20 protein-coding genes are annotated in these 22,132 nt (G+C 37.5%); 11 read left to right on the top strand and 9 right to left on the bottom strand.

The window, feature by feature from the left end; genetic code table 11:
* Window positions 1-32 precede the first annotated feature (32 nt).
* Together PQG52_RS06310 and PQG52_RS06305 are read right to left on the bottom strand one after the other, a co-directional pair.
* Window positions 33-1,307 carry an MFS transporter gene (locus tag PQG52_RS06310; protein ID WP_271828533.1) on the bottom strand — a complete coding sequence of 425 codons (1,275 nt, stop codon included), beginning with the start codon at window positions 1,305-1,307 and terminating at the stop codon, window positions 33-35.
* Between the two features lie 65 nt (window positions 1,308-1,372).
* Window positions 1,373-2,488 carry an MDR/zinc-dependent alcohol dehydrogenase-like family protein gene (locus PQG52_RS06305; protein WP_271828532.1) on the bottom strand — a complete coding sequence of 372 codons (1,116 nt, stop codon included), beginning with the start codon at window positions 2,486-2,488 and terminating at the stop codon, window positions 1,373-1,375.
* 257 nt (window positions 2,489-2,745) lie between these two features.
* Between PQG52_RS06305 and rpiB the strand changes: the two genes are divergently transcribed.
* Complete coding sequence (gene rpiB / locus PQG52_RS06300; RefSeq protein ID WP_271801479.1) at window positions 2,746-3,204, top strand: ribose 5-phosphate isomerase B; 459 nt, start codon at window positions 2,746-2,748, stop codon at window positions 3,202-3,204.
* A gap of 60 nt (window positions 3,205-3,264) precedes the next feature.
* On the opposite strand, the gene PQG52_RS06295 is transcribed toward rpiB, so the two are convergent.
* A complete protein-coding gene (locus PQG52_RS06295; protein ID WP_271828530.1) occupies window positions 3,265-3,573 on the bottom strand; it encodes a DUF1971 domain-containing protein in 309 nt (102 codons plus the stop codon).
* A gap of 496 nt (window positions 3,574-4,069) precedes the next feature.
* On the opposite strand from PQG52_RS06295, the gene PQG52_RS06290 reads away from it, so the two are divergent.
* The 3 genes from PQG52_RS06290 to PQG52_RS06280 all read left to right on the top strand — a co-directional run bounded on the left by PQG52_RS06290 (window position 4,070) and on the right by PQG52_RS06280 (window position 7,464).
* Complete coding sequence (locus tag PQG52_RS06290; RefSeq protein WP_271828528.1) at window positions 4,070-5,113, top strand: NAD(P)-dependent alcohol dehydrogenase; 1,044 nt, start codon at window positions 4,070-4,072, stop codon at window positions 5,111-5,113.
* Window positions 5,114-5,211: 98 nt separating this feature from the next.
* A complete protein-coding gene (locus PQG52_RS06285; RefSeq protein ID WP_271789867.1) occupies window positions 5,212-6,498 on the top strand; it encodes an MFS transporter in 1,287 nt (428 codons plus the stop codon).
* Between the two features lie 171 nt (window positions 6,499-6,669).
* Window positions 6,670-7,464 (top strand): universal stress protein, encoded by a 795-nt coding sequence (locus PQG52_RS06280; RefSeq protein ID WP_271828527.1) that lies wholly within the window; start codon window positions 6,670-6,672, stop codon window positions 7,462-7,464.
* Between the two features lie 17 nt (window positions 7,465-7,481).
* Here PQG52_RS06280 and PQG52_RS06275 read toward each other — a convergent pair whose 3' ends face one another.
* The 3 genes from PQG52_RS06275 to PQG52_RS06265 form a co-directional block, all read right to left on the bottom strand.
* Window positions 7,482-7,796: a hypothetical protein gene (locus PQG52_RS06275; RefSeq protein WP_271828526.1), complete on the bottom strand. Its 315-nt coding sequence runs from the start codon at window positions 7,794-7,796 to the stop codon at window positions 7,482-7,484.
* Window positions 7,797-7,865: 69 nt separating this feature from the next.
* Window positions 7,866-8,414, bottom strand: a complete 549-nt coding sequence (locus PQG52_RS06270; RefSeq protein WP_271828525.1) for a hypothetical protein — start codon at window positions 8,412-8,414, stop codon at window positions 7,866-7,868.
* Between the two features lie 150 nt (window positions 8,415-8,564).
* Window positions 8,565-9,314 (bottom strand): SDR family NAD(P)-dependent oxidoreductase, encoded by a 750-nt coding sequence (locus tag PQG52_RS06265; protein ID WP_271828523.1) that lies wholly within the window; start codon window positions 9,312-9,314, stop codon window positions 8,565-8,567.
* 107 nt (window positions 9,315-9,421) lie between these two features.
* Between PQG52_RS06265 and thiM the strand changes: the two genes are divergently transcribed.
* Genes thiM through PQG52_RS06250 form a run of 3 tightly spaced genes read left to right on the top strand, consistent with a single transcriptional unit; the run spans window position 9,422 to window position 12,670 of the window.
* On the top strand, window positions 9,422-10,240 hold the full coding sequence (gene thiM, locus PQG52_RS06260; protein WP_271828522.1) for a hydroxyethylthiazole kinase: 819 nt from the start codon (window positions 9,422-9,424) through the stop codon (window positions 10,238-10,240).
* A gap of 35 nt (window positions 10,241-10,275) precedes the next feature.
* On the top strand, window positions 10,276-11,655 hold the full coding sequence (locus tag PQG52_RS06255) for an MBOAT family O-acyltransferase (RefSeq protein ID WP_271828521.1): 1,380 nt from the start codon (window positions 10,276-10,278) through the stop codon (window positions 11,653-11,655).
* A complete protein-coding gene (locus tag PQG52_RS06250; protein WP_271828520.1) occupies window positions 11,630-12,670 on the top strand; it encodes a hypothetical protein in 1,041 nt (346 codons plus the stop codon). The genes PQG52_RS06255 and PQG52_RS06250 overlap by 26 nt, the downstream gene beginning before the upstream one ends.
* Window positions 12,671-12,857: 187 nt before the next feature.
* Here PQG52_RS06250 and tldD read toward each other — a convergent pair whose 3' ends face one another.
* Window positions 12,858-14,309, bottom strand: coding sequence for a metalloprotease TldD (gene tldD, locus PQG52_RS06245; protein WP_271828519.1), 1,452 nt, complete (start codon window positions 14,307-14,309; stop codon window positions 12,858-12,860).
* 39 nt (window positions 14,310-14,348) lie between these two features.
* Entirely contained in the window at window positions 14,349-15,392 is a 1,044-nt protein-coding gene (locus PQG52_RS06240) for a COX15/CtaA family protein (RefSeq protein WP_271828518.1), read from the bottom strand.
* Between the two features lie 130 nt (window positions 15,393-15,522).
* Here PQG52_RS06240 and PQG52_RS06235 point away from each other — a divergent pair, with 130 nt between their 5' ends.
* The 3 genes from PQG52_RS06235 to PQG52_RS06225 are packed head-to-tail and all read left to right on the top strand — an operon-like array spanning window position 15,523 to window position 18,015.
* The gene (locus PQG52_RS06235; RefSeq protein ID WP_271828517.1) at window positions 15,523-16,215 is read left to right on the top strand and encodes a TVP38/TMEM64 family protein; all 693 of its coding nucleotides are present in this window, start codon (window positions 15,523-15,525) and stop codon (window positions 16,213-16,215) included.
* 48 nt (window positions 16,216-16,263) lie between these two features.
* Entirely contained in the window at window positions 16,264-16,875 is a 612-nt protein-coding gene (locus tag PQG52_RS06230) for a glutathione S-transferase family protein (protein ID WP_271828516.1), read from the top strand.
* Window positions 16,876-16,896: 21 nt separating this feature from the next.
* Window positions 16,897-18,015 (top strand): glycosyltransferase family 61 protein, encoded by a 1,119-nt coding sequence (locus tag PQG52_RS06225; protein ID WP_271828514.1) that lies wholly within the window; start codon window positions 16,897-16,899, stop codon window positions 18,013-18,015.
* An 18-nt stretch (window positions 18,016-18,033) separates the two neighbouring features.
* Here PQG52_RS06225 and PQG52_RS06220 read toward each other — a convergent pair whose 3' ends face one another.
* Complete coding sequence (locus PQG52_RS06220) at window positions 18,034-18,633, bottom strand: IMPACT family protein (protein ID WP_271789855.1); 600 nt, start codon at window positions 18,631-18,633, stop codon at window positions 18,034-18,036.
* 946 nt (window positions 18,634-19,579) lie between these two features.
* Here PQG52_RS06220 and PQG52_RS06215 point away from each other — a divergent pair.
* Window positions 19,580-22,054: a mechanosensitive ion channel domain-containing protein gene (locus PQG52_RS06215; RefSeq protein WP_271828513.1), complete on the top strand. Its 2,475-nt coding sequence runs from the start codon at window positions 19,580-19,582 to the stop codon at window positions 22,052-22,054.
* Window positions 22,055-22,132 lie beyond the last annotated feature (78 nt).

Raw genomic sequence — 22,132 nt, 5'->3', positions numbered from 1 at the left:
ATGATATCCTTTATGATCTGATTGTTAATTGTTTAAAGGGCTTCTTTAACTGCAACGCTTAACTCATGCTCAATACTATCACCAGAGGGCTGTTTTACATTCACAAAAATCATCAATATAGCGGCTACTACATATAAAATTGTATAAATATAAATAACGCCCGCACTGCCAATAGAAGCAATAAATAATGTTACAATAAAATATCCAAAGAAATAGCTCATCCCTGCACCAAAATTAAGGATGGACATCGCTGCACCTTTTTCATTTGGAGCCAACATTGGCATAATTGCAGATAATGGCACAAACGCAGCAAGGAAACAGCCATAAACACTGGCAATTATTGTAATCGTTAAAACAGAAGCATGAGACACAATAGCATAATAGAACAAGAATGTTGTAATTGCACAGCCAACACAGCCAAACCACATCACCACATTACGCCAACCTAATTTATCCGCAATAATGCCCCATAATAAATTAAATGCAACATTGGTCATCCATAACCAGAAAACGACAGACAACCAAACACTTTTGTCATAACTTTGAGCAATTAAGAGCGCAGGAATAAAAACAGGGAACCCATAAGCAGCACTGGTATTAATCATACGAACGATACCGCCCATTGCAACCTTTGGCTTTTTGGTGAGAATTGTTAACCCGTTAAGCAAATAAGCAAAAGATGCTTTTTCTGATTTTTGATTATTGTTACTAGCAGTATCACCACCACTCAAAGCCAAAGCAATAATCGCGCCCAATGTTACAAAAATTAACGCCGTCCATAATAAATGCAAATGCTGCATGTGGAAATAATTCAGCATAATATCAGAATATTTGGTGCCTATGACAGCAACCCCACCTGAATACATAAACCAAAAAATACCAACAGCAGATCCCAAACGTTCTGCAGGTGCTTCATACGCAACCCAAACTAAAAAGCCATAAGCAAATAATGGATATGCCAATCCACGAATAGCATAAGTCGGAATAATCCAATATAAGCTATTCGTAGGGATACCAAAGGTCAGAAAGAAGAATGAACCAATATAAAATAAAACGAGCCCGATGAACATCACACGCCTGACACCAAAGATTTCAGCCAAAACGCCAGAAAACCATGATGAAATAGCTACCATCAGTCCATATATGGTATAAATAAGACCCGTTTGAGCCTCGGTCATACCGTTATGCTGTAAATAGTCAGGTAACCAGTTGAGTTCCAACCCTTCACCGGCCATAAATATCATTACCCCAAAATAACCCAACATTAATTTTGGTGAAACGAAAATTCTATTAATTATATTGCCCATACACTCTTCCCTTATAAACAAAAGCCTAGCCATTAGTCAGCTAGGCTTTGCATCAACCGAAATGGCTATCTTCTATTTGGATCCAAAACGATTTTCAAAGAACCAACGCCTTTTTTCATTAGTCCAAAGGCTTCTTGATATTCTTCTAATGCAAATACGTGTGTTACAACGCCCTCTGTTGGGAAATCTCCATTTTGAATACCCTTAATGGTCATTGGATAACAATATGGACCAAGATGAGACCCTAATACATCCAACTCTTTACGATCGCTGATAATGCTCCAATCAACTGCCACAGGATCTTTGAATACCGAAAATTCAACAAAACGACCCAATTTGCGGATCATCGCTAATCCTTGTTCAACAGATTTACCCGCACCTGTTGCTTCAATATAAATATCACAACCATAACCTTCGGTCATATCTTTGATTTTTTGAACGACGTCTTCTTTGGCAGGGTTCATCACAATATCGGCACCGAATTTCTTTGCCATAGCAAGACGGTCTTCGTTTAAATCAAGAACAACTAATTTATCTGGACCAGACTTTTTAATCGCACCAATCATCCCTAGGCCAAGAGTACCTGCACCAGAAAGCACAACAACGTCACCCAATTTAACGCTCGCACGTTGCACAGCATGCATTGAACATGCATATGGTTCGATCAATACAGCTTTTTCCATTGGCAAATCATCAGGAACGTGATGGTTGATTCCTTCTTTTGGAAGTTTGATATATTCCGCCATTGCACCATTAACGTTCTTTTGGAAACCATATAGATCGTGTTTTTCACACATCCAATATTCACCACGATTACAAAAGCGGCAATCCCAACAAGGAACGATTTGTTCAGAGGTAATACGATCATTTAATTTAAAATCGTTAATCCCCTCGCCATAAGCAACGACGTGACCAATAAACTCGTGCCCTGGAATCATTGGGGCCTTGATATAAGCAGGTTGTTTTTCATCCCCCCAAAAGCTTGGGGCACCTTCGAAAGATTTAATATCTCCAGCACAAATACCGCATGCCTCGACCTTGACTAAAATTTCGTTTGGACCAATTTCAGGAACAGGCACTTCTTCAAAACGATAATCACCAGGAGCATATGCCACAATAGCACGCATCGTCTTAGGAATATTATCTAATTTAGCAACTGGGCCAGTTTTAATCTCTGTCATCGTGTGACTCTTTCTTGAACTTTTTAGGTTTAATTCTAGTCTGACATCATTTATTAATTTAAAAATTAATACAAATAAAATACTTGTGATTTGACTTTTAAGATCGTTAGAACAACAAAGGTTAATCAGACAAATTCTCTTTGATATTAGAGTGTTTACTATTGAAAATAATATATTTTCTGTATGTTATCATTGAACTCTTTGTGATATTTACAGAAAGCAAATATTAACGAAAACTTTAACCCTAGGAAAAAGTAATGTTACCTATTGCTATTGGCTGTGACGATGCAGCGGTTAATTTAAAAAATACACTTGTGGAATGGTTAGAATCCATCGGCATCAAGGTCGTTGATTACAGCACAGACGCCAATCGTGAGTCTAATTTTTATCCTGATATTGCGTGGTCTGTTGGCCAAGCAATCAAAGAAGGAAAACACGAACGCGGAATTTTAGTTTGCGGGACTGGTATTGGTATGGCTATTACTGCTAATAAAATTCCTGGAATTCGTGCAGCACAATGTCATGATACATTCTCTGCTGAACGTGCCAGAAAAAGCAACGATGCGCAAATTATCACTTTGGGCGAAAGAGTTATTGGTCCAGAATTAGCAAAAACCGTCGTTAAAGCTTGGCTAGATTCCGAATTTTCTGGTGGTGGTTCAACCCCTAAGGTAGAACGCATCTCTTATTATGAAAAGAAAGCCATTTCTTCTTAAAGGTCAAATTCATAACGCTATTCAAAGCCACTCTTAAAACTTATTAAAGAGTGGCTTTTTTTAATTCTCAACAGATTCTTTGGCATAAAAAGATAGTTGGCAACGAACATCCTCACTACAAGATACAATTCGATGATATTGTTTGGGTTGTATTAAGGGAGGTTGATTCTCTTTGGAATATTCAAGTCGATCGATGACTTCACCCTCATCTGACATAAACTCCATTATTAAAGAGCCAGACAAAATTACTAACTTTGCCCATGTTCCAGACCTAGTATTATGACGACTTTTAAATCCTTCTGGTATCGTTTGTGACGTCCAAACAGAAAGAGTTTTATAACATACTAAATCTTCATTTTTATTACTCATTACTAACCTCTTCATCAAATTTTATCACATAATTTTGACCAAAAAATGTAAAACAATAAATTGCTCTTATTTTCCAGTATGCTATCATTAATATGAACAAATATTAAAGTTTTTCAGAAAGATGACGTAATATACATATCTAAAACAAAAAATAATTTATTTATTAGGGTGTTGAACTTTATTAACTCATAAGGGGGCAAAAATGCGTATTTTAAAGCTTACAAACTGGTTCAAAATTTTTGCCATAAGTACAACCATTATTCTAATAAAACCTATGCTAGACGATACAGAATTCCTAATTAACCTACTCATGACTTGGGAATAGTAAAACGTATATATACGATGGACAAAGCACCACATAAAACAGAGTCACAATAAAATTTACTCAGTTATCTGGTTGCATATTGATCAAAATCACATCTTTGTGATTGTTCAATAAATAAGGTTGATGCTATTTCCCATATTACTGTTTTTTCTCGTCTTTTAGGAGGTTTTTATGGCAAAAGCTCTTGTTTTAGAAAGCAAAGGTAAGCTGAGCATTCGTGACATCGATTTACCCAGTCATGTCGGCGCAAATGATGTTAAAATCAAAATCCATAACGTTGGTGTTTGTGGCAGTGATGTCCATTATTATACACATGGAAAAATTGGGCCTTTTGTTGTAAATGAACCAATGGTTCTGGGACACGAAGCCTCTGGTACTGTAATCGAAGTCGGCAAAGACGTTACTAATCTTAAAGTTGGCGATCGCGTTTGTATGGAACCTGGTATTCCAAACCTGCATTCTAAAGCTACACAGTTGGGGATTTATAACGTTGATCCTGATGTGCGCTTTTGGGCGACCCCTCCTATTCATGGATGCCTGACCGAAACGGTTGTTCATCCTGCTGCCTATACATTTAAATTACCTGATAATGTTTCTTTTGCCGAAGGTGCTTTTGTCGAACCTTTTGCAACTGGTGTACATGCTTGTGTCAAAGCACAAATAAAACCAGGAGACGTGTGTTTAGTTGCTGGGTGTGGTCCAATTGGTATTTTAACCGCATTGGCTGCATTGGCTTCTGGTGCAAGTAAAGTCTTTATTTCTGATGTTGCGGCTCCAAAACTAGCAATCGCAGGCCAATATGAAGGGTTGATCCCTGTTAATATTACCAAGGAATCCTTGGTTGACAAAGTCAGAGCTGAATGTGGCAAAGACTGGGGCGTCGATGTGGCACTAGAAGCTTCTGGACATCCTTCTTCTTATGATCCATTACTTGCATGTGTCAGACCTGGTGGAACCATTGTATTTGTTGGAATGCCTGTTGATAAAGTTCCATTTGACTTGGTAACAGCACAAAGTAAAGAAGTGCGTATGGAAACTGTATTCCGTTATGCCAATGTATATGATCGTGCAGTCAGCTTAATCGCATCAGGAAAAGTCAACTTAAAACCATTGATTTCAGGTATTTATCCATTTGAAAAAGCAATTGAAGCATTTGAACGTGCAGCATCTGCGAAACCTGATGATGTAAAATTACAAATTCAATTGGTTGAGTAAATTATTTTACTTCTGTGAATATCTAAGCCCGTCATGACAATGATTATGACGGGCTTTTTCCCCTTTACTGATTATTTCTCTTTTTGTGGACATTACAAATGAGCAATTCCCAAACAAAATCCCGTATGGTGATTGGTATGCCTGTTTCCCTGTTTTGGGGATATATTGCAGTTGCCCTATTTATGGCTGGAGACGGCTTTGAACAAAGTTTCTTGGCCCATTATATTCATCATGATTTAGGCATCGCCGAAGATAAAGGTAGCTTAATTTTTTCCATTTATGGGTTAACTGCTGCACTTTCCAGTTGGTTATCAGGGGTTTTCGCTGAAACCTTTGGTGCCAAGAGGATTATGATTATTGGTGTCATCATGTGGATTGTTTTGCATGCTGCTTTTATGCAATTTGGAATTGTTCCACATAATTACTACGCTATTTTCGCTTTTTATGGATTAAGAGGATTTGCCTATCCTTTATTCTTTTATGGATTCTTTTATTGGGTCGTCAAAGAAACGCCTGATAATCAACTGGCCTCAGCAGTAGGCTGGATTTGGTCTATGTTTACCATCGGGTATGGGATTATCGGATATTGTGTGCCTTATTTCTTTGTAGAAAAAATGGGGGCAGAATTTACCCTGTGGCAAGCACTCATTTGGGCGACTGCTGGTGCTGCAATTACAATCTTTCTTTTAAAAACCCCACCTGAAAGCAAAAGCGAGAAAGAACATAAATCACAATTATCTTTTGGTGCCAGAGTCAGCGAAATTTGCAGTGATTTAACACTCGTATTTCGTAGCCGTGATTTAGCCATTGCATTGGTTATTAGAGCCATTTGTAATTTCTCTCTTTTCGGGGTGCTCACCGTTGTTCTCCCGAATTTCATGACTGCCAATGATGGGGGACAATTTACATTACATCAATGGCAATTAATCAGTATATTTATTTATCCTATTCAACCTTTTACCAATGTCTTATGGGGAATTATTGGGGATCGTATTGGATGGTTAAAACAAATGCGTTGGGTTGGCTTTATTGGCTGCGGAACAGCGACTATCTTATTATATTATGTGCCAACCCTATTCCCAGGTAATGTTTACGCCAGCATTGCAGTAATGCTCTTCTTTGCCTTAACAATTACTTCTTTTGTACCAATGGGTGCTATTTTTCCAATGTTAGCCCCCGAAAGAAAAGGGGCTGCCGTCTCTATTCAAAATCTAGGTGGTGGGCTCAGCCAATTTCTTGGAAATGCTTTAGTTTCTGTTATCTACTTTATCGGTTTCGGAAACTATGGAGTCTTTATCATTTATGGACTTTTATATTACTTTGCTGCCATATTGACTTACTTTATTCGCTTAAAACAACCCGGTGTTGATTACAAAATGACTTAATTTAACAAGAGCTATTCAATAACCGAATAGCTTTTTTTTTGAATAAATCAGTAACCATAGCCAATTTAGCAACATCCAAGTAATTTTACAAAATACACAATGAATATATTTGATTATTCTATACATTATAGGTAACAATAAATTCTATAATCACAAGGTAGGGATATCTTTATGGAAAACACTAAAATCGTTGCTTGTATTGATCAATCCACCTATTCTGCTTACGTCACAGATTATGCAGCTTGGTTCGCAAACATCCTGAACAAACCATTAGAATTGCTTCATATTGGCGACTGTCCATCTCCAAATTTGAAAAATGATATAACGCAAAAAACACCTCGCAGACAACTTTTGAACATGTATTATGATCGTGCTTTGGAAAAAGGTGTCGAGCCATCTTTACTAGGAATTCACGAAGAGTACGGTTATTTTATCGAAAAAATCATTCAATATGAGTCTAAGATTGACTTACTCGTTATGGGTAGACGTGGTGAACAAACTGAAAAACACCAAGAAGTGATTGGCAAGAGCATTCAACAAGTTATGCGCACGCTTCATACGCCTATTTTAACCATTGCCGAAGAGTTCAAAACCCCTAAGAATAGTATGTTAGCCTTCAGTGGCAGCGAAATTTCAAAGCGCCTTGTAAAGCATTTGGCACAAGAGAAATACTGTTTGTCTATTCCATTATACCTAATCATGTCAGGTGACAGAACAGATGAACGTCAAGAAGAATTAGATTGGGCGCACAAAACCTTGGAACACGCTGGATATAAAGTCATTTCTTCTTTTATTTTAGGAGGAGGCAATATCGAAGATACTGTCATCCGAACAGTTCAAGAACAGTGTATTGATATTTTATTTATGGGCGCGTTCGAAAATAACTCTTTGTATAATATGATATTTGGCAGCAAAACCGTTGATCTATTGAGATATTTGAATATCCCTATCCTACACTTACATTAGAAAAAACGTATAAAATACTATTTAATTAACAAACCACTTTTGTAATAATTTGCCACGCGTTTAATGAACTCTTCCATATCTGGATTTTCTTTAACCAGGCGGTTGATTGAACGCCAATCTGGTGTTTCCCTAAATTTTGCAGGGATAATAATATTACTTTCAGAGGGATTTTCTGTAACTAAATTTATAACACCTATTCCATGCAATGCACATAGCATCCTTAACTCCTCCTCCGTCTCTTCACCTTCAATTGTTGCACAAACTAAATACCCATAATTTGCCCAACTAGAGTTGCTGACTGTTTGGAAAAAATCTTCTCTAATGGTTGACATCGTTATTCTTTTTTTCACTTTAAATGCCCAAAGATGAATCATATCGCCACCTCCTGCTTGAACACAGGTTTAAACAACGTGATGCCAACGCTCAGGGATGGCTTGCATCGCAACAATATCTGGATGTAACCACTTATTTGCATTTTTCACTTTTTTCTTTGATCTTGTTTCAACTAGCCTTTTTGAAATCAATCCAATATCACTCAAATAATGTTGTAGTAGAGGATACATTTCTTTTTCAGAAATAATTTCGGCCTTTGATTGCGTTTCAATAGTTTCGGATATTTCTTGATCTGCAACGTCTTGCCCCTCAGACGTCAAAGTAAGATCTGTTTTCACAGAGGAAAACCAAAATTTCCTTGGTCTAGGTTGATCTTGAATTTCTATTGCAGAATAGCTTTTAATCGTCGTCGTCGCACGAGATCCGATTTCGGCTACGATTTGATTGACAAAAGCAGCATTAGTGGCAAACTCTTGAGTGCTATTGAGGCGCTTTTGGGCATAGAACTCAGGATATTCCTTAATTAAAGCTTCTGCTATTTCCCTAGCCGTAAAACGCTGATCTGGATTTGTTTTTAAAAAGGAAATAATCTTACTGACTTGGGAAGCAGTTTGCATATAAAAACCATATCCTATAAGAATAACTCTGATAAAATAATAATATACACGCTATTTCTCCATTCTCAACATATGATGATATTAATGCACTCCATACACTAATATCACCATATTTTGGACTAAGTGAATATGTTAACGATTCCTACACGATTAAAAAACCTTGTTCGTTAGCCCACCGTCAATTACTAAGTTTGTTCCTGTAATAAATTCTGCGCGTTCACTTGCTAAGAAAAGAACAGATTCAGCAACCGCTTCTGCAGTCACCATTTTACCCATCGGATTTTTCTTCAGGCATTCTTGAAAGAAATCTGGTGTTTCAGTTTCTATTTTATTCCAAATCCCACCTTTGAAATAAACATTGCCAGGGGAAACTATATTCACACGCACATTATCACTTGCCACTCTTAGTGCCAAAGATTTCCCATAATGATTTAACGCGGCTTTTAAAGAACCATATGGTTCTGAAAAACCATCAATTTCAACCGCTGAAACCGTTGAAATAATAACAATATTTCCATTTTTTTGTTCGGTTAAATAGGGTACCACCGCATTCATCAGCGCAATATTTCCAAATAGATCGATATCTGCTGCTTTTTTCCATGTTTCCAAATCGGTGCCAGAAGCAAGCGCACTGACATTTGAAACGACGATGTCTATTCCGCCCATTTCTTTATGAGCTTGATGGATCCAACTTTCAATTTGCTTTGGCTCTGACATGTCAACAACAGCACCTCTTGCTCTGTTACCCAAAGTAGCGACCGCTTCATTTACACCTTTTTCTTGGCGCGCACAAATATATACTTCGGCACCCTCAGCAATAAATTGTTGTGCAATGGCAAAACCAATTCCTTTGGAGCCACCGCTAATTACAACTTTTTTATTCTTTAAACCAAGTTCCATTATAAACTCCTACGTTTACTTAAATTTAGTTATATCAAAGACTTTTCTTTACAAAATGACAATCATCGGAAAAACTATAATTTCCAATATTAAAAAAGATTTTATCCATGTTCACAGCCCTCGAAGTTTCACAAACTTTACGTAAAATCCGCCGACAAAACCCATTGATCCATAATATTACCAATATGGTTGTTACCCAATTTACAGCCAATATATTATTAGCCTTGGGTGCTTCCCCTGCAATGGTCAATGCCGAAGAAGAGGTCGAAGAATTCGTACAAATAGCCAAAGCTTTGGTCATTAACCTTGGAACTATCAATGCTCCGCAAGCCAAAGCCATGCAACTGGCCTCTCGAACCGCACACGACCATCATATCCCATGGGTTTTAGATCCCGTCGGTGTCGGCGCATGCACCTATCGTTCAAGAGTTGCTGTTGAATTATTAGCCAATCATCCAACAACTATTCGAGGCAATGCATCAGAAATCCTTGCTTTGTATGCATTATATACACAACAAGCGTCTTATCATAGCGGTCATGGCGTTGATAGTAAAGACCAACCTGAACAAGCATTAGAGGCTGCAAAAAAATTAGCTCTATCTTGTCACGCCATCGTTTCAATCAGTGGAAAAACGGATTACATCACCGATGGTCATCAAGTCGTAGAAATCCATAACGGCCATATCATGATGACCAAAGTAACTGGATCAGGGTGCAGCGCCACTGCCATCACTGCAGCTTGTCTGGCCGTTGAAACCGATGCGTTGGCTGCATCAGCACATGCCATGGCTTTGATCGGCACCGCTGGAGATATTGCCATGCAAAACACCAAGGGTCCGGGAAGTTTGCAAATTGCTTTACTTGATGCGCTTTATCTTTTAAATGAAGATCAACTAATCAGCCAAACCAACATTAAACTGCAATAAAAATATATAGTTTCTTATTCCTATGAAATGAGTCAATGTTATTCAGCACGCAAGAATTTTTAATTCTTTTCCTTCCTCTTGTCCTCATTGCTTTTTACAGCGTTGTTCAAGTCAGAATTGCAAGACAGCTAGTTATTATCGCAGCCTCTTTGTTTTTTTACGGCGTGTGGAACTGGCATTTTGTGCCTTTTTTAGTTTTGCTTACCTTTATCAACTGGGCAATTGCTTGCCAATATAGCAAGAGTCTAAATAAAATTTGGCTAACCAGTGGGGTTATTCTGAACCTTTCCATGCTGGGATTCTTTAAATATGCCAACTTCTTTGCTGAAAACATAGATGATTTGTTTGGTATTCATCATACCACATGGAATATCATCATGCCTTTGGGGATTTCATTCTTTGTCTTTCAAAAAATCTCTTATTTAATCGATTTAAGACGTGGCGATAAACATATCTATAGCCTTGTCGACTTCTTCGAATTTGTTACCTTTTTCCCGCAGTTGATTTCTGGACCTATTGTTCGACATAATGAAATTATTCATCAATTTGAAAAGAACCCTGTTAATCCACAATTATGGGAAAATATCAGCAAGGGCTTATGCTTAATCCTGATTGGCTTGGTTAAAAAGGCGGGGATTGCCGAGAGTATTGCAATGACGTGCAACCCTTTGTTTGGCAAAGCCGCACAGGGACAACTTTTGAACATGACAGAAAGCTGGGTTGCTGCTGTTGCTTATAGTTTACAAATCTTCTTTGATTTTTCTGGTTATTCAGATATGGCGATTGGCGCGGCACTTCTATTTGGGTTGCAATTGCCCTATAATTTCAATGCCCCTTATCAATCTCATAATCTACAAGAATTCTGGCGACGTTGGCATATGACGTTATCTCGTTTCCTCAGAGATTATCTTTATATCCCATTGGGCGGAAACCGATGTGGTCCAATTCGACAAAGCGTCAACTTGATTACAACAATGTTATTGGCTGGTTTGTGGCATGGTGCAGGATGGAGCTTTGTCGCATGGGGCGGCATGCATGGCATTGGCTTAACGATTAATCATGGATGGAACAAGATTGCACCTTTCAATTTTCCAAAACCCATTGCATGGATGATCACACTCTTATTTCTACTCTTTAGCTGGGTGCTTTTTCGTGCCGAAAGTTTCTCAACCGCAACCCATATTTGGCAATCGATGATTGGATTAAATGGTTTTGGAACTTATAAAATCCGCCACAACATTGTTTTCTATCTTGCCATCTTATTAGTATTATTTTGCCCATCCAGCCAAAATTTGGTGAATAACTATTTACGCCCATCTAAATGGATTGCCATTGTCGGAGGCATTGCTGCTGCTTTTTTCATTCTTTTGATTGGGGGACGCATTCCTGATGCCTTCATCTACTTCCGCTTCTAACGCTTGGCGTAAATTCGCTTTTATTTTCCTTGGAATTACGGGCGGAGCAATCTTCTTCATTTGGTTATTTATTGTTGTTGTGGACCCTTGGGGAATGTTACCTTTATCACCGCCATTCCATAGGATTCCAATCTCCACCAATGCACGTTATAGTTTCCCTGCATTAGCAGTTGATAAGCAATTTGACTCAGCTATTTTTGGCACTTCAACCAGCCGACCTTTGCAACCTGCAATTCTCAACAAACCTTTTGATGCAAAATTTGTTAATTTATCAATGAATGCCTCCACACCATGGGAACAAGAAAAAATATTTAATCTTTTCTTGAAACATCATCCCAACCCAAAAATGATCATTTTTAATACGGATAATATTTGGTGTTTCGATGATCCGCATCATTCAGCAAGACCAATACCCTTATGGATGTACGAAGGTTCACCATGGATTGGATATTTAAAAATGGCGAACCAATATGCGCTTCAAGAAGCAGCCAACCAATTTGCATGGTTAATAGGATTTAAAAAACAACGTTATGGCTCTGATGGCTATACGCCTTTGCTACCAGCATCCTTTGTGTATGACCCAAATAAAGTCAACAAAACCTTTACAGAATGGGCACAAGAAGATAATTCCGCACCGAATGGACGGATCCCCATACAACCTGCACTGCCTAGATTACAGCGTATGATTAACAAACTCCCTAAAGAAACGGTTAAAGTGATTATCATTCCACCTTTTTCTGCTGAATTTTATGGTAAAGCAGGAGGATGGACAGATACCAGTTGGAAATCATGCAAAGCAAATATTGAGTCTGTTATACGAACTGCACCTAACAGCATAGCTATCGATTTTGCAATTCCAAACCATTTCACGCAACAAAGAACAAGCTTTTGGGATCCCATTCATTATCGTCCTTTTACCGCGAAAATGGTTATGGATGGAATTATAAAAGCCGTTTTGGATCATCAAGAATTACCAAATAACGAAAGTAAAATATTGGAACAAAATGTACAATAATATGTAGAGATTGACGGTATTATTTTAGGGATATCAAATAGTGAAAGATGAAATATATACGAAATAAAACTCAATATTTTAAGAGCGATGAAAAGTTAAGAAATTTATTGTTTTTCATCACTCTGTTTTTACTTAAATATTACCGTTTCCACGTAATACCAAAAATATTATTATGACTATGGCAATGTCAAAGGTCAGTGCCACCAACGGTTAATCCAGACATTTTTAGTGCAGGTTGCCCCACACCCACAGGCACACCTTGCCCTGCTTTTCCACAAGTGCCGACTCCTCTATCAAGCTCCATCTTATCGCCAATCATGGTGATTTTAGTTAATGCGTCAGAACCATTTCCAATTAAGGTTGCACCCTTAACAGGATAAGTTATTTTACCATTTTCAATGAGGTAAGCTTCAGAAGTGGAGAATACAAATTTACCAGAGGTAATATCGACTTGTCCGCCACCAAAATTAACCGCATAGATCCCACGTTTAGTATTGGCAATCATGTCTTCGAGAGAGTCTTTGCCTTCTAACATAAACGTATTAGTCATACGAGGGATTGGCGTATATGCAAAGGATTGTCTACGTCCGTTTCCTGTTGATTGTTTACCCATTAAACGCGCATTTAACCGATCATAGATAAAACCAGTTAAGATACCATCTTCAATCAAAATTGTGCGTTGTGTTGGGGTTCCTTCATCATCGATGCTAAGGCTACCTCGACGATTAGCAATGGTGCCATCATCAATGACGGTCACACCAGGGGCTGCAATCCGTTGTCCCATTAATCCAGCAAAAGCAGAAGTGCCTTTACGATTGAAATCGCCTTCTAGCCCATGTCCAATGGCTTCATGTAATAAAATACCCGGCCACCCAGCACCTAAAACAACGTCCATTTCTCCAGCAGGGGCGGGTTTGCTTTGTTGATTGACTAAAGATTGACGTAAAGCCTCATCCACAGCAGATTTCCAAAGCGATTCTTGAGTGATCTCATCATATCCATAACGACCACCACAACCATAAGAGCCAATCTCTCTGCGTCCATCTTCTTCGGTAATAACCGACACATTAAGACGTACTAAAGGACGAATATCGGCTGTTCTGAAATGATTGGCGCGAATAATTTGAATGGCTTGCCATTCGCCTGAAATCGAAGCACTGACCTGCACAACACGCTTATCTTTGCCACGAGCATAAGCATCAATTTCATGGAGTAAATGCGCTCTGGCAGAAAAGCTGCCTTGTTGTAGAGGGTTTTCAGGATGATATAAACGCTGATTGGTTGCAATGGGATTATCGGACATAGTGCCACTGCGTCCCATTTTGAGTTGGCTGACGGTCTCACCCGCACGAGTAAGTGCTTGATCATTTAACTCATTAGAGTGTGCAAAGCCTGTTTCTGTATCTAAAACAGAGCGTAATCCAAAACCAGAAGTGATATCGGTTGTGGCTGTGCGAATAGTCCCATCGTCAATAGAGATCATCTCACTTTCACAATATTCCAGAAAAAGCTCGCCATCATCCATGCCGTTTAATGTATTATGAACCGATTTTTCAGTTTGATTACGATCCAGTTGGCTGGAGGCAGAATTGAAGAATAGATCATCTGTCATTGTAAGGGCATTAATGGAATCTGTCATGGAGTATAGGCTTTCCTGATGTGAAATTAGCGTTAGATATTATAAAGAAATTGTGTTTTTAATACGAGAGCGATGCAAAGCAATGATTAACGTTGTCAGTAAAATAATAGCAAAAGCTTGATGAATAGTTCCAGCCCATACGGGAACAACTAATAATAAGGTCGTGACCCCTAGTGCATATTGAATAAGTACTGCCCATCCCATAAGCATGAATGAGTCTTTTACAGATTTAGTTGCCGAAGTTTTTAATCCAAGGAAAAGAGTGATCAAAACCATAATTGCTGTGATGGTTGCCAAGAGGCGATGGTTAAATTGAATGGTAGCCACGTTATCGATGAAATTTGCTAGAAACGGAGAAAGAGAAGCATAATCAGTCGGGATTAAATGACCATTCATCAAAGGGAACGTGTTGAAAGAATGTCCTGCATGGGTTCCAGCAGTAAAGCCACCCGCAATGATTGTGATACAAACTAAAACAACATCGATCCATAATAATGTTCGTATTGGTTTGATCTTATTTTTATCCAAAGAAACGTCAGGTTGTGGGGTTCTGACTGAAAGTGCCGTCCATAAAATTGCAATATATAGAGCAATTGCACAAGATAAATGTAACACTAATTTAACAGGTTCAACAGCAGTACTATTTGGACGGAAACCTGATGCAACCATGAACCAGCCAATTCCACCTTGTAGTCCCCCTAGAATAAATATAATAAAGAGTATGATTGCTAATTTTCTGGTAATCGCACGTTTAATAACGAAATATATTAAGGGCAGCAGAACAACAAACCCAATCAGCCTTCCTAAGAAACGATGACTCCATTCAGCCCAAAAGATTTGTTTAAACCCATCTAGTCCAAAACCATTATTTAAAATCTGATATTGCGGAATGGTTTTATAGAGTTCAAATTGCCTAACCCACTCGGCATGGCTTAGTGGAGGCAACATGCCTGTAACAGGCCTCCAATCCATAATAGATAGACCCGAGCCCGTTAAGCGTGTATATCCACCAAGGGCAATCATGCAAAGCAGCATGAAACAAATAAAAAATAACCAGTTTGAGATAGATTTATTATATTGCATGGCTAGAGAATTATTTTCATAAGGGTTATAAGATAAGGTTTTATAAGAAAAACATGTTCTAGTTTGATTTTTAGTCTTATAAACAGCTTTTAGCAAGTCGCACTTTTAAATAGTGATTAAAAGATAGATTATGAATGAAAATATAAAGTCGTCAAATTTAACGTCTATTTTAAAACAATTTTACAAGCCAATTTTGATGGTTACGGGAATTGTTCTTGTTGCTTTTTTTGCACGTTATTTTCATGGGCTTGATCTATTTTTACGTGATCAGAATTTATTAAAAAGTGGTACGCAAGGGCAAATTATATTTTTATTTATTGCGATTTCGATGTGTGCCATTGGCTTTCCAAGGCAAGTGGTTTGTTTGACCGCAGGTGTCGTGTATGGATTTTGGCTAGGTTTTTTGTATGCAACGATTGCAACGATTGTGGGTGCAGTCATTACCTATAGTTGGGCGCTATGGCTGGGTAAGGATTGGGGGGCAAAATATTTGTCTCATTCAAAGTTCAAAAAAATCAGTCGGTTTATTCGTGATAACCCTTTTAGTGCTGTTCTAATGTGTCGTTTGATGCCTGTTGGCTCTTCAGTGGTTTTAAATACAACAGCTGGTGTTATAGGGGTTGGTTGGCTGCCTTTTCTGGGAGCGACAGTTTTAGGCAGTATGCCTCAAACGATCGTCTTCGTTTTATTAGGGGGTGGCGTTCGGATTGGTCATACGGGACAAATTATTCTCAGTGCAGTTTTATTTACACTCTCTGCAGGATTGGGGATATTTTTAATGAAACGTTCTTTTTCTAAGAAAAATGACTTGTTATTGCCTTAATTTCCTTTTTATAATGGTTAAACTGTTTCACAAAAAGGAATTTTACAAATGAAATTATTTACAAAACCAGGTGCTTGTTCTACCGCAGACCATATTGCGTTATGTTGGTGTGACGCCAAGTTCGAATTCCAGAACGTAACCCCTGAATTATTAAAAGATCCTAAATTTCTAGAACTCAATCCAATGGGGCAAATCCCTGTTCTAGTCGATGGGGATTTTGTGTTAACTCAAAATGTTGCCATTTTGACGTATATTGCAGAGTCTTTTCCAAATGCTAAATTATTAGGCGATGGCAGTTTGCAACAAAAAGCAGAAGCTTTACGTTGGTTATCTTTTGTAAATGCTGATGTTCATCCAAAATTTGCATTGATCTTTGCTGGCGCAAAATATAGTTCCGATCCTACAATCATTGAAGCCTTGTCAAAAGGGGCTCGTAACATTTTACATAAACTATTTGGGAAAGCAAACGATCAGTTAAATGGTAAAGAATGGATTTCTGGTTTCCGTAGTGTTGCAGACCCTTATCTCTTTATGACGTTAACGTGGGCAAAACATTTAAATATAGATTTGTCCAATTATGGGAATTTACAAAATTATTTTGATAAAATGCAAAAAGATCAAGGTGTGCAAGCAGCATTTAAAGCTGAAGGATTGATTTAATTTTATAATTTGGATGATGATATGACTGAGTATCTGCCTGCTTCTTTTATATTTCGATTGGCACCTCCTGATTTTGATCCAGAGGTCAAAGTAATCAGAGAGATACGAGATAATAAAGATTGGGATAAGCCTGACTTTTCCTCTTCATATCATCGCCTTCAGCGGTTCTCATTAGAGGACGAATGGGATACCAAACCCCCTTATCGACATGTTGCCTATAATTTATTGTTCGAACATGTTGTTATTAGCTCTGAGAGCGGTCTTATTCGGACGAACGATGGTCGTATGGTCGCAGATACATTTGACCATGCACAATCGACTTTGGATTTATTCAAATATTCTGATCCACATTATGTTGCTATTCCCCAACCACAAGAGCAGCTTGTGGGGTGTTGGTTATCTTTATTGTCGTCAAATCAAGATAATTATTACCATTGTTTGGTGATGAATATAGGAAAATTGTTTCAGATTGATGCTCATGAAGCTGAGATGATCGATGGCGTATTAATCCCGTATCATTTAACTGATGTTGAATACAGAGCTCTTGAAATTGGATTAAATTACGTTTTCGGAGAACGTGCAGTACAGATCAAAAGGGTTCAATGGGGACAATCTTTTGCAGTAGAGAAAATATTTTTTCCATGGAATGCTGTGGCAGTGTTTTTTGGATATACACATTCAGGTGTTATTTCTTTTTTTCGACAATTAACCCTTGAATTAAATCCTCTAGGAGTGCCTTTACCGACACGTTTTTATATTGATCGTCGAGCAGCCTCCAATCGTATGTTGCATAATGAGGATGAATTAATAGAAGTGTTAGAACAACATGGATTTGCTATTATTCAATTGGAACATTTGACTTTTGATGAGCAGGCACATTTATTCGCTAATGCTGACTATATTATTGGAGCGCACGGAGCAGGGCTAGCTAATATGGTGTTTTGTAAACAAGGCACAAAAATTATAGAGCTGATGCCTCATACATTAGCACGGTGGTGTTACCGTCAAATTGCAATGGTAGCAGATTTACCTTATCAGTGTATCATTACACAAAGTCACTCTGAAAATGAAGGAATACCACCTGCGTGGGCGTCCCATCATATCTCTATTCCAGATATATTAGACGTTTTAAATCATTAATTACAAGAATTCTCTATGTTATTGGCACTCGACAATCACAGCTTGTCCTCGTGTGAGATCCAAAACGCGATCATATAAAGCTGTATAAGCGTCTTCGGGAACAGTAATTTCTATCTCCACTTCTGCGCCAAACTCTTCATTAATAATTTGGGCATCATATTCAGCCATTCGAGCTTTCAGCAGTGCATAATCTGAAAAAGAACATAAGATACTTGCTGTTTTTTGCGGAATATATTCTGTCCGAGGTGCCTGACGCAAACATTCCGCTGCTGTGCCACTATAAGCTCGGATTAACCCCCCTGCCCCAAGTTTAATCCCACCGAACCACCGAATAACCAAGATCAAGAGTTGATCAAAATTTTGCTTTTCAATAACCTGCAAAATCGGACGACCTGCTGTTCCAGAGGGTTCACCATCATCATCACTACGATATTTTTGTCCAATTCGATATGCCCAACAATTGTGTGTTGCTTCTGGTATGCTGAGTTTCTTTAGCCATTCATGCGCTTGCTCTTCAGATAGTACAGGAACTGCATGTGCAATAAAAACGCTTTTCTTGATTTCTTTCTCATATTGATATGGTTCGACCAATCGATAAATAGTAACAGCAGTATTCATATATTATCCATTATCATATTTCATATCATAATCTCACTATCTAATCTTCTTTTTTACAATAGCGTCATCTTAGATTGTCATACAATCATCTGTTAATATTCATCAACTCACTATAAGAATAATCTTTTTTAACCATATAATAAAAGTCCTATTATAAAGCTAAGTAGCGCTTCTATCATTATAATATTGATATCTTAGCTTGCCAATTATTTATCTTATAATAAATAGCAGCTTTGATTTAAAACCTCGCTCACTAATATTATTTAGTTATTGAAATTGTCTTTATATTCAAAATCACGTTTCCCGTTGTCCAGTGACATTGAGTAATTTGCACAAACTATCTTGGTCTAGTGAATAATAAAACGTTACATGATAAACAACATCAATCTTATTCATTCCAGTAAAATACGGTTAAGCGTCCAAAAAAAAATATCCAAAGAACAACGTAACCAATTCTTTATCACTAATCATAAACAATACTGATAATCCATAAGCAGGCTTTTATGACAAGTAATCAATCGGGTTACTTCATATCTTTTATAACGTTAACCGTACCTTGTTATTATTCTTTTGTATGTCGTTGTGACCCCTACAATAAATTTGTTAGTTAATACAATTTTTTATTTTAATTTTACAGCAAATTAATAGCGCTACAGACAGTGTCTGTATCTTTGAGGTTCATAGGATTGGCAGCCCCCCGACTATAATCATTTCAATTACTATTTTATAAGTAATTTTTCTATCATTGCGAAATTCAAATAAACTCAGTAATTTGAAATATAATGAATAACTCTTGAGAAAAATATTACAAGCAATCTTGATTTTATATTTAGATAAACTATGGTTTTTATAAGAGAGATTTTACAATTCTCTATTCAAAGCCATATTTCCTTATAATACTTAAAATAAATATCTCTTTTTTCTTTTCCTATCAGAAAGCATATTCATGAGACTAATTATACGCTCTTTTTTTATTTTATTATTGATGCTGGGGGTATGTATCACCAGTACAAACTTTGCCTTTGCTCAACAAAATACCACAAACACAGCAACAAATAATTCTTCTGCACCATCTGTTTTTGTGAATCTTCCTGATACGACAACACAACCCCAACTTGATTCAATGACAAAACAATTGAAATCAATCAGCAAATCTTTGCAGTCGATGGGAAAGTCAGAAGATCGAAATGCGTTTAAAAATTTATTGGGTCAGGTTCAAGATATTTCGATAACTGCAACAGACCTAATTAAAGTATTACAGCCTCGTCTGGCAGGATACACAAACGCTCTGAAAATATTGGAATCAACCAAAGATACAACAACTGCTAAAAGTGATGATAACAAAACTACCGCGGATTCCAGCAACGCAACCGTTGATGATTATCAACAATCTTTGTCAAAAAATCGCCGCGATTTACAATTGAAAATTCAACAAGCAACCATTATTCAGCTTGAAGCCAATAGTCAAATTGCACAAATTCAACAAATCCTAGATAATATCCAACAAGTCCAAATGTTTACCCACCTTCCCTCTCCTTTGAGTGGGGATTTTTGGGCACAAATAAGCTTATATCATAAAACAGATCAAGCACGATTAACTAAAATATATACTGATTTCAGCAGTTTATTTTCACAAACTTGGAATGATGGGTTATCCAGTCGTGCACAAATGCTGGGAGGAATTCTTGTTGCATTACTAATTATATTTTTTGCACGTCCTTTTATCGAAAAAATTATTACGAAAATTGTCGAAAGGACAGTACCACCAACTCGTCTTAGACGTAGTTTAATGACACTTTGTGCTGCGATTTTATCTTCTATTACTGCTGGTGTTTCAGCAACTGTTATTTTTGCGTCACTTGGATATCAAGATAATATTAATCACTCCGCATTTGAATTTTCACAACATATTATCCATCAGCTTTATTTTTGTGGATTTATTTTAGGATTATATCGTGGATTTTTAGCAGTAAAGAGTCCGCAATGGCGCCTATTACCCATTGGTGATAAGACCGCACAAGCCGTCAATATATTACCAATCATCTATGCATTAATGGTTTTTTTACTGGGAGTTGTAAAATATATTAATTCCACAAGCGGTGTCAGCATCTTTGCACAACAATTATGTAATGGATTCTTTACCATTCTTGCTGCTTTTCTCTTTTTATCTATTCCGATTAAATTGCGACAAATCGGTACCGAACGATTAAGCTCAGGAACAAATAATGCTCCAGGACTTGGGTTTTTCTTTATCGCTATTGGTTTACCGATTTTCTGTATCGTATCTATTATTACCGTACTAGCAGGTTATATTCATCTTGGCTACTCAATGTCGGTTTGGTTAAATTGGGTGATTCTTGTTTTTAGTACTTTGAATCTATTAAAAATTCTTTTGATTGATATAACCAATCTCTTTTTTGACCCTGATCGATGGGTTGGGCAAAAAATTCGTTTGCTAGGGATCAAACCTCAAAGTATGGAACAACTTGCCACTGTTATTAATGGGGCAATCACCGTTCTGACCGTGCTATTAATTATTGCGTCTTTCTTATCACCAGGTAATTTTGATCTGGTCATCTTTGCTCAACATTTATCTTTAATCCTTCAAACCCAAAAAATAGGAAATATTTCTATTTCCTTTGCCTCTATTGCGCAGGCATTTGTGATATTTATTATTGGTATTTACGTCATTCGTATTATTCGAAATTGGCTGAACGAGAAACTATTTCCAAAAACGACGCTAGATCATGCAACACGCAACTCCATTGATACCATCTTTAACTATTGTTGTTGGATTATCGTTGCGGTCATCATCTTATCCACACTTGGGGTAACGGCACAAAATATTACTTGGATTGTCAGCGCATTGTCTGTTGGTATCGGTTTTGGTTTACAAGCGATTGTTCAAAATTTTGTTTCTGGCTTGATTTTATTGGCTGAACGTCCCGTTCGTCTGGGTGATAGCGTTACCGTTGGCGGGGTTAAAGGTACAGTAAAAAGCATTAAAGTAAGAGCAACAGAAATACAATTAAGTGATTTTTCAACCCTCATTGTTCCGAACTCTCAGCTTATTACCTCATCTGTTCAAAACTCTACGCGTAGTCGTCATATGGGGTTAATTTCAATCAAACTGCCTGTAATTGCGCCCAGACAACTCGAAAGAGCCAAGACGCTTATTTTGGATATTATGAATAATCATCCTGAAGTGGTTGAAACACCAAAACCAAGTGTTTTAGTAGATAGTGTAACAGAAATCGCTCTGGTTATGTCTATTACTTGTTATGTAAACCCAACCAGTAGTACAGACGGCGTTAAAAGCGATATTTTAACACAATATCTCAATGAAATAAGCAAAATTGCCACAACCATACCAATGGAGAAATCTGAACCAGAAGAATCCCTTGCATCTGGGCAAGAGTGATCTATAAGAGAAAATATTAAAGAACAACATGGAAAGATGTGATTTCGTCATATCTTTCCATTTATGATATCAAAGTAA

The organism is Commensalibacter communis (assembly GCF_947179105.1).
GTDB classification, from domain to species: Bacteria; Pseudomonadota; Alphaproteobacteria; order Acetobacterales; family Acetobacteraceae; genus Commensalibacter; species Commensalibacter communis.
Note: the sequence above shows the minus strand (reverse complement) of the source record. Positions and strands in the feature narration are given on the sequence as shown.

Excerpts from the sequence above, each read along its gene's own strand:
- PQG52_RS06310 (WP_271828533.1), bottom strand. The coding sequence starts at position 1,307 with ATGGGCAATATAATTAATAGAATTTTCGTTTCACCAAAATTAATGTTG.
- PQG52_RS06305 (WP_271828532.1), bottom strand. The coding sequence starts at position 2,488 with ATGACAGAGATTAAAACTGGCCCAGTTGCTAAATTAGATAATATTCCT.
- rpiB (WP_271801479.1), top strand. The coding sequence starts at position 2,746 with ATGTTACCTATTGCTATTGGCTGTGACGATGCAGCGGTTAATTTAAAA.
- PQG52_RS06295 (WP_271828530.1), bottom strand. The coding sequence starts at position 3,573 with ATGAGTAATAAAAATGAAGATTTAGTATGTTATAAAACTCTTTCTGTT.
- PQG52_RS06290 (WP_271828528.1), top strand. The coding sequence starts at position 4,070 with ATGGCAAAAGCTCTTGTTTTAGAAAGCAAAGGTAAGCTGAGCATTCGT.
- PQG52_RS06285 (WP_271789867.1), top strand. The coding sequence starts at position 5,212 with ATGAGCAATTCCCAAACAAAATCCCGTATGGTGATTGGTATGCCTGTT.
- PQG52_RS06280 (WP_271828527.1), top strand. The coding sequence starts at position 6,670 with ATGGAAAACACTAAAATCGTTGCTTGTATTGATCAATCCACCTATTCT.
- PQG52_RS06275 (WP_271828526.1), bottom strand. The coding sequence starts at position 7,796 with ATGTCAACCATTAGAGAAGATTTTTTCCAAACAGTCAGCAACTCTAGT.
- PQG52_RS06270 (WP_271828525.1), bottom strand. The coding sequence starts at position 8,414 with ATGCAAACTGCTTCCCAAGTCAGTAAGATTATTTCCTTTTTAAAAACA.
- PQG52_RS06265 (WP_271828523.1), bottom strand. The coding sequence starts at position 9,314 with ATGGAACTTGGTTTAAAGAATAAAAAAGTTGTAATTAGCGGTGGCTCC.
- thiM (WP_271828522.1), top strand. The coding sequence starts at position 9,422 with ATGTTCACAGCCCTCGAAGTTTCACAAACTTTACGTAAAATCCGCCGA.
- PQG52_RS06255 (WP_271828521.1), top strand. The coding sequence starts at position 10,276 with ATGTTATTCAGCACGCAAGAATTTTTAATTCTTTTCCTTCCTCTTGTC.
- PQG52_RS06250 (WP_271828520.1), top strand. The coding sequence starts at position 11,630 with ATGCCTTCATCTACTTCCGCTTCTAACGCTTGGCGTAAATTCGCTTTT.
- tldD (WP_271828519.1), bottom strand. The coding sequence starts at position 14,309 with ATGACAGATTCCATTAATGCCCTTACAATGACAGATGATCTATTCTTC.
- PQG52_RS06240 (WP_271828518.1), bottom strand. The coding sequence starts at position 15,392 with ATGCAATATAATAAATCTATCTCAAACTGGTTATTTTTTATTTGTTTC.
- PQG52_RS06235 (WP_271828517.1), top strand. The coding sequence starts at position 15,523 with ATGAATGAAAATATAAAGTCGTCAAATTTAACGTCTATTTTAAAACAA.
- PQG52_RS06230 (WP_271828516.1), top strand. The coding sequence starts at position 16,264 with ATGAAATTATTTACAAAACCAGGTGCTTGTTCTACCGCAGACCATATT.
- PQG52_RS06225 (WP_271828514.1), top strand. The coding sequence starts at position 16,897 with ATGACTGAGTATCTGCCTGCTTCTTTTATATTTCGATTGGCACCTCCT.
- PQG52_RS06220 (WP_271789855.1), bottom strand. The coding sequence starts at position 18,633 with ATGAATACTGCTGTTACTATTTATCGATTGGTCGAACCATATCAATAT.
- PQG52_RS06215 (WP_271828513.1), top strand. The coding sequence starts at position 19,580 with ATGAGACTAATTATACGCTCTTTTTTTATTTTATTATTGATGCTGGGG.